Source organism: Ramlibacter agri, from assembly GCF_012927085.1.
GTDB lineage: Bacteria > Pseudomonadota > Gammaproteobacteria > Burkholderiales > Burkholderiaceae_C > Ramlibacter > Ramlibacter agri.
This window is the reverse complement of sequence record NZ_JABBFX010000001.1, coordinates 158,602-172,258: the sequence shown is the minus strand read 5'-3', so window position 1 is coordinate 172,258 and position 13,657 is coordinate 158,602. Positions and strand designations below refer to the sequence as shown.

Sequence of the window (13,657 nt, the reverse complement as noted above, 5' to 3'; positions counted from 1 at the left end):
GGCCGTAATCTACAGGCGCAGCTCCAGCCAGCTGCGCATCAGCGGCACCTGCTTGCGCAGCCAGACCGTAGGGATCGCCTGCGTGCCCCAGTGGTGGCGCCGGCTGGCGTATTCGCCCAGCAGCCAGATGTGGCGCGCCACCATCATGGCCGGCACGGCCGCGAGATCTGCATCGGCGACGGGCCGCACGCGGCGGTAGCCCGCGAGGAACTGCTTGAACTTCCCGGCCGCCTCGGCTTCCAGCGCCGGGTCGGCACGGCGCGGCACTTGGCCCCACAAGAGCACCGCGAGGTCATAGGCGAGCCAGCCCGGGCCGGCATCGTCGAAGTCGAAGAAGGTCGCGCGCTGCGCGGCGATGTAGTTGTTGCCACCATGGCAATCGCCATGGCACGTGACGTGCTCCAGGCCACGCGCGTCGCCAATGCGTTTGCGAACTTCCTGCGCGAGCGCGTGGAAGTCATCGACCAGCGCCGCGTCCATGGTGGGCGACTCGCCGAGCCACTGCAGCGGGTGCGTCACCAGGTGCTCGAGATCGATCGTGTAGCGGCTGGGCGGGCCATCGAGGCTGGCCCCGGCCGCGTGGATGCGCCCCAGCTCCTCGCCCGTCAGCGCGTAGTCCTCTTCCGACTCGGGCCAGCTGCCCTCGACGTGGCGGAACACTGCGAGATCGCGCTGGCCTTCCGGCAAGGCCAGCCGGATCGGCCCCGCGACGCCGCCCGCCACGCTGGCGCCGCAGGACTCCAGGTGGGCGAGGAAGGCGAGCTCCCAGGCGACATTGGACGGGCCTCGGGCACGCAGCGCGGCCAGGCGGGCAACGTAACGGCCGGTGCTGCTGCGCAGCTCGTAGACCTCGTTGAAGCCGCGCCGCAGCAGCGCGCAGCTTTCGATCTCGCCCAGGGCCGGCTGGCCGCGCAAGGCTTGGGCGATGGCTTCGCCGGCGAGGATGGTGTGGGCGGTTTGCATGGGCCTCGGAGGGAAGGGCGAGGCGGCCGACTTTACAGGGCGAGGGGCCCTTGCGTCAGCTCGCGGCGCTGGCGAGGTTCCGCTTACCCCAGCAGCTTCTTCGCTTCCTTCGGGTCCAGGCCGTACATCTCGGCGAATTCGGCCACCGTCTTGCCGCTGGCCTGGAAGGCGTTCTGCAGGGCTTCGCGGCGCGCGCCCTTTTGCGCCACGATGGCCAGGGCTTCTTCCAGCATTGCGTGCACGTTGTCGTCGGGCGAGTTGAAGCGCTCGCGATACTCCTCGCGGCTCAGGCCCGACGCCTCGACGGCGGCCGCCAGCTGCGCCACGGCGCGCTCGCGCGCCTGCTCCGGCGCCCGGCCGCTGCGGCGCCGGTAAACCTCCAGGATGGCGTGATGCACGTGCTCCGGCGCCACCGGCTCCGTGGGCTTGCCCTGCAGGTCATGGCGGCCCAGGCCGGACGCCACGGCCTCGATATAGCGCGTCGAGCGCGTGTGCAGGCCGATCGCCACCTTGAGGTCGGCCGCGGGCAGCGCTTCCGGGTGCGCCGCCACCAGGTCTTCGAACACACCGATCTTCAGCGGCAGGAAGCGGGCGCCGAACAGCCGCGGATACAGCTCGAACAGCTTTTCCAGGAGGGGATGGACCGGCCGGGGGGCCTTGCGGGCGGCGGCCTTGCCGCGCGGAGCTGGGGAGGGGGCGATCGAATCTTGGGTCATGGTCATTCTTGGTCGACAGGCGCCAAGCGGCCGGGTGATGCAAAGCAGGCGGCTCCGATGGCGCCGCCTGCCGGGCGAGCTCGCCTCCCAGTGGGAGAGGGCTTCTTCGCCTTGGCGACAGTTTAGTGGCAAAGCGAGGACGCGCTACATCCACAGCCGGTAGGCCCAGAACCCCTCGTGGTCGCGGATGCGCCGCCGGAGTTCGTCCGGCGGGAAGCCCGTCATCCGGCGCGTCGCACGCGTGAAGTGCGCCTGGTCGGCATAGCCGCAGTCCGCGGCGACGTCCGACCAGCGCGCCGTATTCTCCTTCTCCGCCGCCAGCCGCGCATAGAAGGCCTGCTCCAGCCGGCTGACGCCCTGGAGCTCGCGCATCGGCTGGCCCGCCCAACGCTTGATGTGGCGTTCCACCTGGCGCAGCGAGCGCCCCGGTGCCGTCAAGGCGGCGCGCATCGCCAGGTGGCGGGTCCAGTCCGCGTAGCGCGCGGCCAGGCTGGCGCGCGTGGGACGCACTGCCTGCCAGCGCGGCTCCAGGAAGGCCTCGATGGCCGCCAGCCGGGCCGCATCGTCGGGCAGCCAGAAGAGCCCCTCCGCCCACGTGCGCCACTCCGGGGGCAGCAGCGGCAGGGCATCGACGACGCGGTTGGCGATGGCCGCGGGTTCGATGCCGGTGAGCAGCTGCAAGGCGTCGGGCATCAGCAGCAGCATCATCCCGTGCGAGGGCCCCGGGCTGTAGACGACCGAGGGCGCGTTGAAGGGCCCGACCAGCGTCAGCCGTGGCGTGATGGGCGTGCGCGGGTCCTGGGGCGAAGCCTCCCGCTGCGGCAAGGCCGCGTCGACCAGCTCCGCGTCGCCCTCGAAGCGCCAGCCCAGCGAACACAGGGGCGTGGCCGGGAAGTAGCTCAGTCGCTGCCAGTCGTCCAGCGCCAGGCCACGCGTATCGCGCAGCATCACGGCGCGCACGCACGCGGACAGCGAAGCGCGCGGCGTCCAGATCTGGTTCAGGGCCGAGGAAAGGGGCGCCGGCATGCTCATGGAAGCCCGAGTTTAGGGGCCGGCCAGGATGTCGACTTCGTTCAAGACGCGCAGCTCGCGGCGCGCCATGCTGCGTGCATGGACTCACCCGGAACCCACGATCTTCACGGCGTGCCCGCGGCCCGCTGCCCCCATGCCGGCGCGGCCGACCCGCAAGCCTCGCCTCTTGCTTCCAGGACCTGGGCCGACCTGCCACGGCCGCCCTCGCGCTGGTGGGGCCTGTCGCTGCTCGGGGACATGCGGCGCGACTACCTCGGCTTCGTGGAGCGCCTGCAAGCAAGCCATGGCGACCTGGTCGCGATGCGCATCGGCTTCGAGCGGATGGTGGACGTCTTCGATCCCGAGGCGGTGCGCGAGGTGCTCGTGCAGCACGCGGGCCGCACCGTCCGCTGGGAGCGCGGCATCGAGATCTTCGCGCAGTCCTTCGGGCGCAGCGTGCTGGTGACCGAGGGCGCCGAGTGGCAGCGCCAGCGCCGCATGCTGCAGCCGGCTTTCGCGACCAGGCCCGTGGCCGAACAGGCGGGCGAGATGGTGGCGACGGTCGCCGCTGCGATGCGTGCGCTGCCGGACGCGCCGGAGGCCGAAGTCGACCTGGAGGCCTTCTTCTCCTCGGTGACCGTGCGGGTGATCCTGCGCACGCTGTTCGGCCCGGAAGCGGAGGCGGACACGCAGGCCGCGGCCTGGGCGACGCAGGTGCTCTCGCGCACCGCGATGCGCGAGATGACATGGCCGATGACGCTGCCCGACTGGCTGCCGCTGCCGGGCAAGAGCGCGAAGCGGCGCGCGTTGCGCACGCTGCGGGAGCTCGTGGCGCGGCAGATCGCGGCCCGGCGCGCGGCGCTGGCTGCAAGCGGCGCGGGAGATGCGCACGTGCTCCTCGACCGCCTGCTGTCGCTGCGCAACACGGAAGGCCCGGATGCCGATGGCGCGCCGCTGTCCGAACAGGAGATCTTCGACCAGTGCATGGTGAGCTTCCAGGCCGGCCACGAAACGACGGCGGCGGCGCTGGCCTGGTGGGCGCGGCTGATGGCGGAGCATCGCGAAGCTTCGGCGCGGGCGCAGGCGGAGGTCGATGCCGTGCTGGAAGGGGGCAGGGCGCCGGGCGTGGACGACGTCGCGCGCCTGACGTGGCTGGTGGCGACGCTCAAGGAAGCGATGCGCCTGTACCCGCCGGTGGCGGCGGTCATGAGCCGCCGCGCCACGGAGGACATCGTGCTCGGGGGCGTGTCGATTCCCAAGGGGACCTTGCTGCGCATCACGCCGTGGGTGATCCAGCGCGACCCGCGCCGCTTCGAGCAGCCGTCGGAGTTCCGCCCCGAGCGCTTCCTGCCCGGCACCCCCGGGCCGGAGCGCGGTGCGTGGCTGCCCTTCGGCACGGGCCCGCGCGTCTGCCTCGGCCAGCACTTCGCCATGCTGGAGATGACGCTGGTGGCCGCCATGCTGGTGCAGCGTCATGCGTGGAGCCTGCCGCCCGGGGCGCCGGCGGCGCGACCGGAGATGAACGTCACGCTGCGCGATCCCGGCGGCCTGCGTGTGCGCTTGCGGCTCCGGTCCTGATCATCCGCCCATGGCCGCACGGCCAAGCCGATTTCGCGCCTTCAGCCGCGCCCCTCCACGATGCGCAGGTCTCTCTCCGCGCCGTGGCCCAGCGCCTTGAGCGCTTTCTGGCAAGCCGCGCTGTCGTGCGCCGCCATGGCTTGCTGCACGGAGTCGAACTCGATCAGCACGGTCCGCTGGGCGACGCCTGCCTCGTACGCCGCCGCGGCGGTACCGCGCGCGAGAAAGCAGCCGTCGCCTTGCTGGATGGCAGGGCCGGCGAGCGCCGCGTAGCGCTTCAGCGCCTCGGCGTCGTTGACCGAGCGGTGCATGGCGATCCAATAAGCCTTGGCCATCTGGTGTCCTCCGAATGTTGGGGCCGCGCACCGTGCGGGGCGCAGCGGCCGGATGGCAATCGCTCCGCTCGGGCCCACTGGTCGGCCCAGGCCGCTTGCGCGTTGCGCGCCGTTGGAGCGGCTGCTGCACGGCGGTTGAACTCCAGGGGCAGGTTGCGCGTCGCACAATGAACAGTCGGGTGCTTCTGCCTTCGATGGCGGCTCTAGACTGGTCTGAGTCACTCGCGGTATACGGAACGAGCGACTGCTCCGTTCGTGACCCGACGTTCGACGGACGCCGGCTCGAACGCCCGCTGGGCATCCGAGACGATCTCTCGAATTGTTGTGATGTCCGGTGCCTAGTCGGAACGACCGTTTACGGCCGAGACGAACTCGCGCTTGTTCCTACCGCTTCGCCAGGGTGTCATCGGCCAACAAGTCCCCTCGCTTGCCAAGGTACATCGGCTTGTCGGGGCCACGATATGCAGGAAGCCAACGCTTGTCCTTCGGGCCGGTTGGATGGTCGTACTCAGTGGATGAGAAGACAAGCTGAGCATTGTTCGCTTCGCACATCTTCTCCAGTTCCTTGAGGTACTGAGCTAGGTCGGCGGTATGGAGTTCTTCTTGCTTCGGCGTGTCGAGGATCAGGAAGCGGAACGGACGAGACTTATCGGATAGGTACGCCTCAAATAGGGCCGCGTGTATGGCGAGGACCAGGCGAATGGTCGTACTGCTGGTGCCGCCACTGCCGATGGTCTCTATCGTTTCGCCACCGAACGTGAACCGAAGGTTCAAATCAATGTCGACGTTCGTTGACACGTTCTGCGTTACCAGCGTCTGCATCCACTTGACGGTCAGTTCGCGCAGAGTCAACCGCAGCTTCATGAAGTCGTTGTCGGCTCTGCCCGCGTTGGACAGGCCGTCGATCCGGTCCTGAATGCGGTCTCGTTCTCTCTCCAGTTCAAACAGCTTCAAGCGCTCGTCCTTCAGCGCTGATATGCGGCCCAATTCAGACTGCGCTTCGACAAGCTGCTTTGTCAATGCCTTAACGGCCGTCACCAGTTGATCGACGCCGGAAGTGGTAGGCGAGTCGAGGTTGTCAACGAGCGTCTGACGCTCCACGCCCAACTCGCCGAGATGCTCTTGCAGTTGCTCGGCTCGAATTTCAGCGCGAAGGCTGTTGCGTTCAAGGTCTTTGATTTGATCCTTGAGGTACAGGAGGTTCTTCCCATACGACTCAGTGCTACCCAGGAAGAGCCCGCAGTTCGGCACGCGGCAGATTTCCTGAAAAGAGGTGAAAACGCGTCGAGCCTCTTCGTTCAGACCAAGTGTCTTGACCTCGCCATCAATCTCAGCACGGATGGTCTCGATGCCAGCCACACGATTCTGCAAGTCAAAGAGTTCCACCTGCTTGGCCCGGATTTGGACATCCTTCTGGCGCAGCATCTCGGAGAGGGTGGAACTGGCAGTACCCTTGGCGTCGACAGATGCACGAAGCGCGTCGATCTGCCGGCTCAGGTCTTCTACGGTCCGCAGCAGCACGTCGTGGTTGGCATCGCTGGCGTCAACTCCACGGCTTTGGTACTCCAGCACCCGCTGCGCCCCCACGATCTTGCGCGTCTGAGCCTCAAGAGCACTCTTCTCTTCGATAAGGTTCTTCTTGACCTCGTAGGAGTGCTTGGGATTCAGTCCAAAGGCGAAGCGGACCATCTCAGCGAACTGGTCCTCAATGAACGGATTGGGGGACCGGTACGCGGCAGAGTACCCGTACCCCTGAATCAAGTAGAAAACTGGCAGCAGCGTGGAGATGTAGGGTTGCGCTTCTTCACCCTTATTCGAGACGAGACGGGGGGGCTTGAGGCCGAGTAGTCTGAACAGCGCAATGGAGAAGGAACCCTCCGAGTGATGCTCGGTCCCCTTGCCATCGAAATCAATCGTCGCGTAGAACTCGTTGTTCGTCGCCCCGATCACTCTGCGGATCGTCAGGGGCTTGCCTTCAGACTCTGCATGCAGAACAACTGCCTTGCACTTCTCAAGGATGTCGCTCCGAAACTTGTTTGGAAAACCGAGTGCCGACGCGAGTGCCCGGATGATCGGTGTCTTTCCGCTGCCATTCAGGGCGAACAGCATCGTGGTTCGGTGGCCAAGCTCCAGCACGGGGCTTTCCCACCCTGCCTCGCCGAGGGGTTCGATTCGTAGTGACTGCAGCCTCAATTCACGTCCCCTCTGGCCCGCGCTTCATCCCTGATGTACTGGTAGCTGAGCTCTATTGTTCTCATGGATACAGCCAAGAGGGTCTCCCCGTCGATGGCGCCGTTGTAGACTTTCTTGCCAAGTTCGGTCGCGGAGATCCGACGCGTGGCTTCGTCAATAGTGACCTGCCCCGTCGACTCGAGAAACGTGAGTGCCTTGATCGTTCTGATGCGAAGGTTGCCGGACCATCCAATGTCCTGCGAAGAACCCTTGAAGCCAGCGACGGTGCGCTCCAGGCACTCGCCCACCAGCCGACCTATTTCTGGCAGTTCGGGCTTGGATAGTCCCTTCGAAATTGCCAAGATGGTCATGGCAAGCAGGGGCAGCTGAAAGAGCGCCTCGTTATCGAGCGTGTGCACCGGGGACGGCCCGTCGCCGGACAGCTGCAGCTTCAGGTTGAGCCGTCTTGCCTCGCCGAAGAAATCGGCTGCACTCATCGCGTCGACCTTCTAACGACGGCGGCGCAGAACGCTCCGAACACGAGGTCGGTGTTCAGCACCGGGAATTGCTTGCCAATGTTTGAGTTCAGAATGCCTTGAATGAAGTTCTCAAGGTCTGCGAAAGCACCTCCTGCAAGCAGCCAAGCCTTGCACTTGGTGTCGATTTCTTCGAGCAGGACGTTGAAGGTGAAGTCGGGCGCCCCATGCCGCGCACTGCGCACCCAGACGTCCCATGAAACCTTTGCGCGCGAGGCTGCCTCAATCATTGAGTCGGTGGCGCCGACCTCCTTCAGCTTCCGCTGAAGAATGGATGCGGCCTTGATCGCCGCTGGATCACCCCCATCCAGCAGGGTCTGATACACCTGGGTTGAAATGCTCAGGACCTTGAGTAGGTCTTCTAGGCCAACGCTTGCCGCCATGTCGATGCCGGACTTGGACAGGCCGCCAATCGGAGCACACGACTTCTCCTCGACGAGCGTTACTAGGCTGTTGGCGATGCGTTCTACCTCGTGCTGGTGCAACTCGATTTCGCTGTGCCTCCAGATTGCGTTGTGCGTTGCAATGGCGAACGCGTCGAGCGTATCGCCGATGTACTGAACGTTTGCGAGGAGGGACAGCTTTTTCCGCGCCGCTTCGACCTCCTCCTTCGACATTGGCTTGCTTGGAGAGACGATGTCTGCGAACTTCTCTATGAACTGGCGGATGTACTTCTTGCTGGACGATCCAGCCGAGAGGGCGGCGACGACTTCGTGAACATCGTCGGCGAAGTGCACATTGCTGAGCACAGTAACCTCACGGCACTGCCCGCCAAACTCGACCGTGTGCACAAACAGCTTGCCAGCGATGCTGTTTCGAACAGCCTCAAGCTTTTCTTCCGTGTCAAGCGCGCCTTGCTTTTTGAGCGCGAAGATCGCGGCAGCATCCCACTGCTGGTTGGGCTTGCCCTTGGTTTTGACCTGGAAGAAGTGGTACTCGACGACGCCAGCGACAGTGCGGCGCACGACAAAATCGTCGTGATAGTCGCAGTAGACACGGTCGACCTCCTTGCCGCTCAGAATTTCAAGCGCCGCGTAGGCGGCTGCCTGGAATTGCATTCGGAATCGCGTAACCGTGGTGCGCCCGACTGTCTCCCGCGGCGGCGTGTCATGGATGGTGTCCATGGATTTTCTTGTGTACTCCCCGCATTTCGCGCGCGCCCTTTGTAACAGATTTAAGAACGCGAACGGGATAGTTCGATCCCCAATCTCAACGATGCCAGCGGGTCTGACGCGCTGGCAAAACCGAACGTCCGCAGCCGCAGGCATCGCAAGGCGACCTTCACTGCAACTCAACGCGGTGGCGTTCGGGGAATACATGACTGTACAAATATACAGCTTCGCCAGCCATTTGCCCGACATGACACGAGCCAGTCAAGCGACTGCTCCGTCGGCCCTAGCAAACTATACGCATAGCCTCACAATTCCTTGAAATTGCGAATTTTGAGCTATATCATATAGTTATGACATGGGAGGGCGCACCTTTGCCAACGTCGCGCTCCCGGCTTGCCGCCGTGTTGCGCGCGACGAAAGAGGTGGTGTCGATTGACGCCGTGGCAAAGACGCTCGACCTAGACCGCACAGCTGCTGCCAAGGTCCTCTCCCGTTGGCGCGAGCAAGGATGGCTGCGCCGTATTGGTCATGGTTTGTATGTCCCCGTCCCCCTCGATCTAGCCGGAAGCGAGCAGGTTGTCGAAGACCCGTGGGTGCTGGTGCCCGCACTCTTCGGGGAAAGCTATATCGGTGGGTGGACTGCAGCTCACCACTGGGACCTGACCGAGCAACTGTTCAACGAAACGATTGTCTTCACCACACGTCGCATCAGCAAGAAGCGCGTGTTGGCACAGGGCGTGGCTTTCGTGCTCCGGCACACCTCCGTGAAGCGGACCTTCGGTCTCAAATCTATCTGGCGCGGCTCGCTGCGCGTCAGCATTTCGGACCCGACGCGGACTGTCATAGACATTCTCGCGATGCCTGAACTTGGCGGCGGCATCGATCACGTCGCCGACTGTCTCGCGGAGCTTCGGAAGTCTTCGGCCTACGATGCGGCACTGCTCATCAACTATGGCGAACAATTCGGCAACGGCGCGGTCTTCAAACGTCTCGGCTTTCTGGCTGAGACGCGGCTGCACGATTTCGAGCTTGCCGCCGCATGCCGCGCGCGACTGACCCAAGGCTACGCGCAGCTTGACCCCGCTTTGAAGTCCGGCCACCTGCAGACGGCGTGGCGGCTATGGGTGCCTGAGCGCTGGAAGGGCGGTGCACCGTGATCGACAGGCGCGAGATCCTTGAGGCCGCGTCCGCGTTCTCTCTGCAACCGGGCGTCGTAGAGAAGGACTACGTTCTCGGCTGGCTGCTGGCCGGGATCTATGCTCATCCCGAACTCGTTGATTCATGGGTGTTCAAGGGCGGCACCTGTCTGAAGAAGTGCTTCTTCGAAACGTACCGGTTTTCCGAGGACCTCGACTTCACACTGCGCGAAGAAGCGCACCTCGAAGACGGATTTCTCCGTCGCGTTCTCGGTGAAGTCATTGCATGGGTTGCCGATCAATCCGGGCTCGTCATGCCCGCCGACCAGCTTGGCTTCGACATCTACGCAAACCCTCGCGGCCGCCTGTCTTGTCAGGGAAAGGTCGGCTATCGCGGCCCGGTTTCGCCAACATCGAGCGCTGGTGGTTGGCCGAAGATCAAGCTGGACCTCACAGGCGATGAACGCCTGGTGCTGCCCACAACACGGCGCGAGGTGTTCCACCCCTATACCGACCGCCCCGAAGCCGGGCTCTGGATCAACAGCTATTCATATGAGGAGGCCTTCGGCGAAAAGATCCGCGCGCTTGGCGAACGCACGCGTCCACGCGATCTTTACGACGTGGTCAACCTGTTCCGGCACGGCGACACACGTCCCTCGGCGTCAGTCCTGCTAAATGTCCTTGAGCAGAAATGCGAATACAAGGGGATCGACGTGCCGACGCTGGAAGCGCTCGAACCGCATCGCGCCCACCTGGAAGCAACGTGGGACAGCATGCTGGGACACCAGTTGCCGGCGCTGCCGTCGGTCGCAGATTTCTGGGCCGCGCTGCCGGAATTCTTCACCTGGCTTAGGGGTGAGGCCGAAGCTCCGGAACGCGTGCGCATAGATCCGGGCGCAGGCGAAGTCACAATTCGCAGCCGTACGCTTCCGATGGCGATCCCGTATCGCTCGCGCGCGCCACTTGAAATCATCCGCTACGCTGCAGCGAACCATCTCTGCGTCGACCTAACGTATGACGGCAGTGTTCGCCGAATCGAGCCCTACTCACTCCGGCAAACCGCCGAAGGGAACTTCGTCCTCCATTCGGTTCGTAGCGATACCGGCGAGCACCGCTCGTATCGGGTCGATCGCATGCAGGGTGCGTCGGTCGCAAGTCAGTCGTTCATGCCGCGATACCTCGTCGAGCTTTCATCAGAGGGGCCGTTGCCGATCGCGGCATCCACGGCGCGGGCGAGCGTGACGCGCGCCAACTCTTTTGGAGGGCGCGCAGCCCCGCGCCGCGCGCCGGTGCACAGCGGCGGGCCGACCTATGTCTACCGATGCACTGTGTGTGGCAAGACTTTCGACCGCAAGACAATGGACGGCACGCTCAACCCGCACAAGAACCGTCAAGGCTACCCCTGCTATGGCAGCTACGGCGTCTATGTGAGGACCAAGCATTGATGACAGCGAATGGCTCGCAGCGTCTGTACAACGCATCCATATAGAGGACGCGATCAGGCCGAGTGGCCGCAAACGACCAAGCGAGGTAGTCACCACTCGGCGGAGGTCCGCAGTTCACCACAAACCGAACGTTGACTTGGAGGTTGCCACCGACAGCAATCGCTGCAACCCGGAACCCCAGGCCCCGATGCACCGACCGGTGGGAACCGTAGCAATTCCGATCCGGAGACCAGTCGGGTGCGATGCCCGCTCCCGCCCCATACCGCCCGGTGACGAACGGCAACTTGCAGGCAGGTCACAATCCCATACGGTCAGAAACCCGAAGCATGCAGACGCATCGCGCTTGCATCTTCCCCTTGGTCCCCCTCAAAGCAACCGCATGTCTTTCACCCTCCCCGGCTTCGACCTGGCTGCCTTTGTCACCAACACGCTATCCGAAGACCTCGGCATCGGCCTTCCCGGTGGCGGGCGCGACGTCACCTCGGAGAGCGTCATCCCGGCGGACGCGCGCTTTGCCGGGGTGATGGACAGCCGCGAGGCGATCACCGTCGCAGGGCTGCCTCTGGCCGCCGCGTTCTTTCGCCATCTCGACCCGGCGTGCGAGATCGAAATGCTCGTGCAGGATGGCCAGGGCGTCACTCCCGGGACCGCGCTGATGCGGATTGCCGGCAACGCCCGCGCCCTGCTTACCGCGGAGCGCAACGCCCTCAATACCATCCAGCACCTCTCGGGCATCGCGACGATGACGCGCGCCTATGTCGAGGCGATGCACGGCCACGCCACGCTGCTCGACACCCGCAAGACCCTTCCCGGCCTGCGCGCGCTGGAGAAATACGCGACGCGGATGGGCGGCGCGACCAATTACCGCATGGGCCTGTGGGATGCGGTGATGATCAAGGACAACCATGTCGCGGTGGCGGGCGGCGTCGGGCCGGCGGTGGCGCGGGCCAAGGCGGCGGGCATCGAGCGGATCATCTGCGAGGTCGATCGCATCGACCAGATCGAGCCGGCGATCGTGGCCGGCGCCACGCATATCCTGTTGGACAACATGACGCCGACGATGCTGGCCGAGGCCGTGGCGCTGGTGGCGGGCCGTGCGGCAACCGAGGCCAGCGGCGGCGTGCGGCTCGACAACATCGGCGCGGTCGCTGCTAGCGGAGTGGATTACGTCTCGGTCGGGCGGCTGATGCAAAGCGCGCCTGCGGCGGATATCGGGCTGGATTTCGAGCTGGCGTGATGGGGCTTTCTCGAAGTCCGGAACAGGTCGGGATGCAAGTCTTCATCGTGGGCTCGGGCAAGCTGGCATCCGAATTGCTCGAGCACCTGTCGCTGGCGCCGCCTTTCGAAATCCACCGCTGGCAGGGAGCGCCCGCAATCCGAGAGCGAGCCATCGTCGTCCACGCCGGCTCCGGCCGGGAACTGGACGAAGCGGTCGCCTTCTGCGAGCGCAGCGGCTCGGCCCTGGTCGAACTGTCCACCGGCTCGGCGCTGGAGGCCCGGCCGCCTGCCTGCCCCGTGGTCCTGTGCCCCAACACGAACATCCTGATGCTGAAGTTCATGGCGATGCTGGATCGCGCGGGCCCGCTGTTCGCCGGCAGCCGCATCAGCATCACCGAATCGCACCAGGCCGGCAAGACGTCCACGGCCGGTACGGCGGTGGCCATGGCCGCGTCGCTGGGGCTTGGCGCCGGCGATGTCGTCTCCGTGCGCGATCCGGCGGAACAGCAAGGCGCGCTGGGGATCCCGCCCGAACACCTGCCGAGGCACGCAGTCCACGTGATCTCCATCGACGACGGCGCGTGCAGCATCGCGATGGAAACGCGTGTCTACGGCGCGTCACCCTATGCCGACGGCGTGGCCCGCATCGTGTCCGCGGTGCACGCGCATCCGCTGGCGAACGGCGTCCACTCGATCGCGGAGTTCATCGAACGGGGCTGGATCTAGGCGGAACGCTCAATCGAGCAATGCGCGCATGAAGGGCGGCAAGGGGCGGCCGGCTCCGAGCAGCCAGGTCGCCATGGCCTGCGCGACTTTCCGCACCGGCGCGCGGCCTGACATGCGATCGCGCCATGCCAGCAGCAATGGCGTGTCCTGCGTCAAGGTCGCGCCCTGGCGCTCGCCAAAAAGCGCGGCCATGTAGAACGCGATGTCGGCATAGGTGAACTCTTCGAGCAGCCAGGGGCGCCCGTCCGCGAGCCGGGCTTCCAGCGCCGCGTAGAAGGCGCGCGCGGCGGCGATGGCCGCCTGGGCAGGCGGCTCCTGCAGGCGGTCCTGCAGGCCCATGAGGCGAACCACGTGCGGGAAGTAGACCTCGTCGGACTGCAGTTCCAGCAGGCGTGCCCGGGCGCGGGCGCGCAGGTCACGCGGCCACAGGGCGGGCGTGGGCTGCAGGTCCTCGAAGTACTCGAAGATCTGCGTCGAGTCGAACAGCTCCAGGTCGCCATGCACCAGCACGGGAACCTGGGCCTTCGGGTTGATCCGCAGCACTTCGGGGTGCTTCGGCACGTAGAGTGCGTGGAAATCGAAAGGCACCATGACCAGGTCGAACGCGATGCCTTTTTCGTGCGCGGCGATCTCCGCTTTCGCGCCGAACATGCTCAGGGGGCCGGAGTAGAGGGTGGGGCGGTCGCGGGTCATGCGCGCACACTAACAC

The 13,657-nt window shown here is 65.3% G+C and carries 13 protein-coding genes; 5 read left to right on the top strand and 8 right to left on the bottom strand.

Features of this window, described 5'->3' with window-relative positions; translation table 11 throughout:
- Positions 1–9 precede the first annotated feature (9 nt).
- From HHL11_RS00875 to HHL11_RS00865, 3 genes are all read right to left on the bottom strand, one after another.
- A complete protein-coding gene (locus HHL11_RS00875; protein ID WP_169416500.1) occupies positions 10–963 on the bottom strand; it encodes a phosphotransferase enzyme family protein in 954 nt (317 codons plus the stop codon).
- A gap of 83 nt (positions 964–1,046) precedes the next feature.
- Positions 1,047–1,679, bottom strand: a complete 633-nt coding sequence (locus HHL11_RS00870; protein ID WP_169416499.1) for a ProQ/FINO family protein — start codon at positions 1,677–1,679, stop codon at positions 1,047–1,049.
- A gap of 144 nt (positions 1,680–1,823) precedes the next feature.
- Positions 1,824–2,711, bottom strand: coding sequence for a helix-turn-helix domain-containing protein (locus tag HHL11_RS00865; RefSeq protein ID WP_169416498.1), 888 nt, complete (start codon positions 2,709–2,711; stop codon positions 1,824–1,826).
- Positions 2,712–2,789: 78 nt separating this feature from the next.
- Between HHL11_RS00865 and HHL11_RS00860 the strand changes: the two genes are divergently transcribed.
- Positions 2,790–4,268, top strand: a complete 1,479-nt coding sequence (locus tag HHL11_RS00860; RefSeq protein ID WP_169416497.1) for a cytochrome P450 — start codon at positions 2,790–2,792, stop codon at positions 4,266–4,268.
- 41 nt (positions 4,269–4,309) lie between these two features.
- Here the strand turns inward: HHL11_RS00860 and HHL11_RS00855 are convergent, their stop codons facing one another.
- From HHL11_RS00855 to HHL11_RS00840, 4 genes are all read right to left on the bottom strand, one after another.
- Positions 4,310–4,603: a DUF1330 domain-containing protein gene (locus HHL11_RS00855; RefSeq protein WP_169416496.1), complete on the bottom strand. Its 294-nt coding sequence runs from the start codon at positions 4,601–4,603 to the stop codon at positions 4,310–4,312.
- A gap of 384 nt (positions 4,604–4,987) precedes the next feature.
- A complete protein-coding gene (locus HHL11_RS00850; RefSeq protein WP_169416495.1) occupies positions 4,988–6,712 on the bottom strand; it encodes a hypothetical protein in 1,725 nt (574 codons plus the stop codon).
- Positions 6,713–6,792: 80 nt separating this feature from the next.
- Positions 6,793–7,272 carry a hypothetical protein gene (locus tag HHL11_RS00845; protein ID WP_169416494.1) on the bottom strand — a complete coding sequence of 160 codons (480 nt, stop codon included), beginning with the start codon at positions 7,270–7,272 and terminating at the stop codon, positions 6,793–6,795.
- A complete protein-coding gene (locus tag HHL11_RS00840; RefSeq protein WP_169416493.1) occupies positions 7,269–8,435 on the bottom strand; it encodes a dsDNA nuclease domain-containing protein in 1,167 nt (388 codons plus the stop codon). Before HHL11_RS00840 ends, HHL11_RS00845 begins: the two co-directional genes overlap by 4 nt.
- Before the next feature lie 338 nt (positions 8,436–8,773).
- Here HHL11_RS00840 and HHL11_RS00835 point away from each other — a divergent pair, with 338 nt between their 5' ends.
- From HHL11_RS00835 to HHL11_RS00820, 4 genes are all read left to right on the top strand, one after another.
- The gene (locus HHL11_RS00835; RefSeq protein ID WP_169416492.1) at positions 8,774–9,580 is read left to right on the top strand and encodes a type IV toxin-antitoxin system AbiEi family antitoxin domain-containing protein; all 807 of its coding nucleotides are present in this window, start codon (positions 8,774–8,776) and stop codon (positions 9,578–9,580) included.
- Positions 9,577–11,004: a nucleotidyl transferase AbiEii/AbiGii toxin family protein gene (locus HHL11_RS00830; protein WP_169416491.1), complete on the top strand. Its 1,428-nt coding sequence runs from the start codon at positions 9,577–9,579 to the stop codon at positions 11,002–11,004. Before HHL11_RS00835 ends, HHL11_RS00830 begins: the two co-directional genes overlap by 4 nt.
- A gap of 379 nt (positions 11,005–11,383) precedes the next feature.
- Positions 11,384–12,241 carry a carboxylating nicotinate-nucleotide diphosphorylase gene (gene nadC, locus HHL11_RS00825; RefSeq protein ID WP_169416490.1) on the top strand — a complete coding sequence of 286 codons (858 nt, stop codon included), beginning with the start codon at positions 11,384–11,386 and terminating at the stop codon, positions 12,239–12,241.
- 32 nt (positions 12,242–12,273) lie between these two features.
- Positions 12,274–12,948 (top strand): dihydrodipicolinate reductase C-terminal domain-containing protein, encoded by a 675-nt coding sequence (locus tag HHL11_RS00820; protein WP_169416489.1) that lies wholly within the window; start codon positions 12,274–12,276, stop codon positions 12,946–12,948.
- Positions 12,949–12,957: 9 nt separating this feature from the next.
- Here the strand turns inward: HHL11_RS00820 and HHL11_RS00815 are convergent, their stop codons facing one another.
- On the bottom strand, positions 12,958–13,641 hold the full coding sequence (locus HHL11_RS00815; protein WP_169416488.1) for a glutathione S-transferase family protein: 684 nt from the start codon (positions 13,639–13,641) through the stop codon (positions 12,958–12,960).
- Positions 13,642–13,657: the final 16 nt, after the last annotated feature.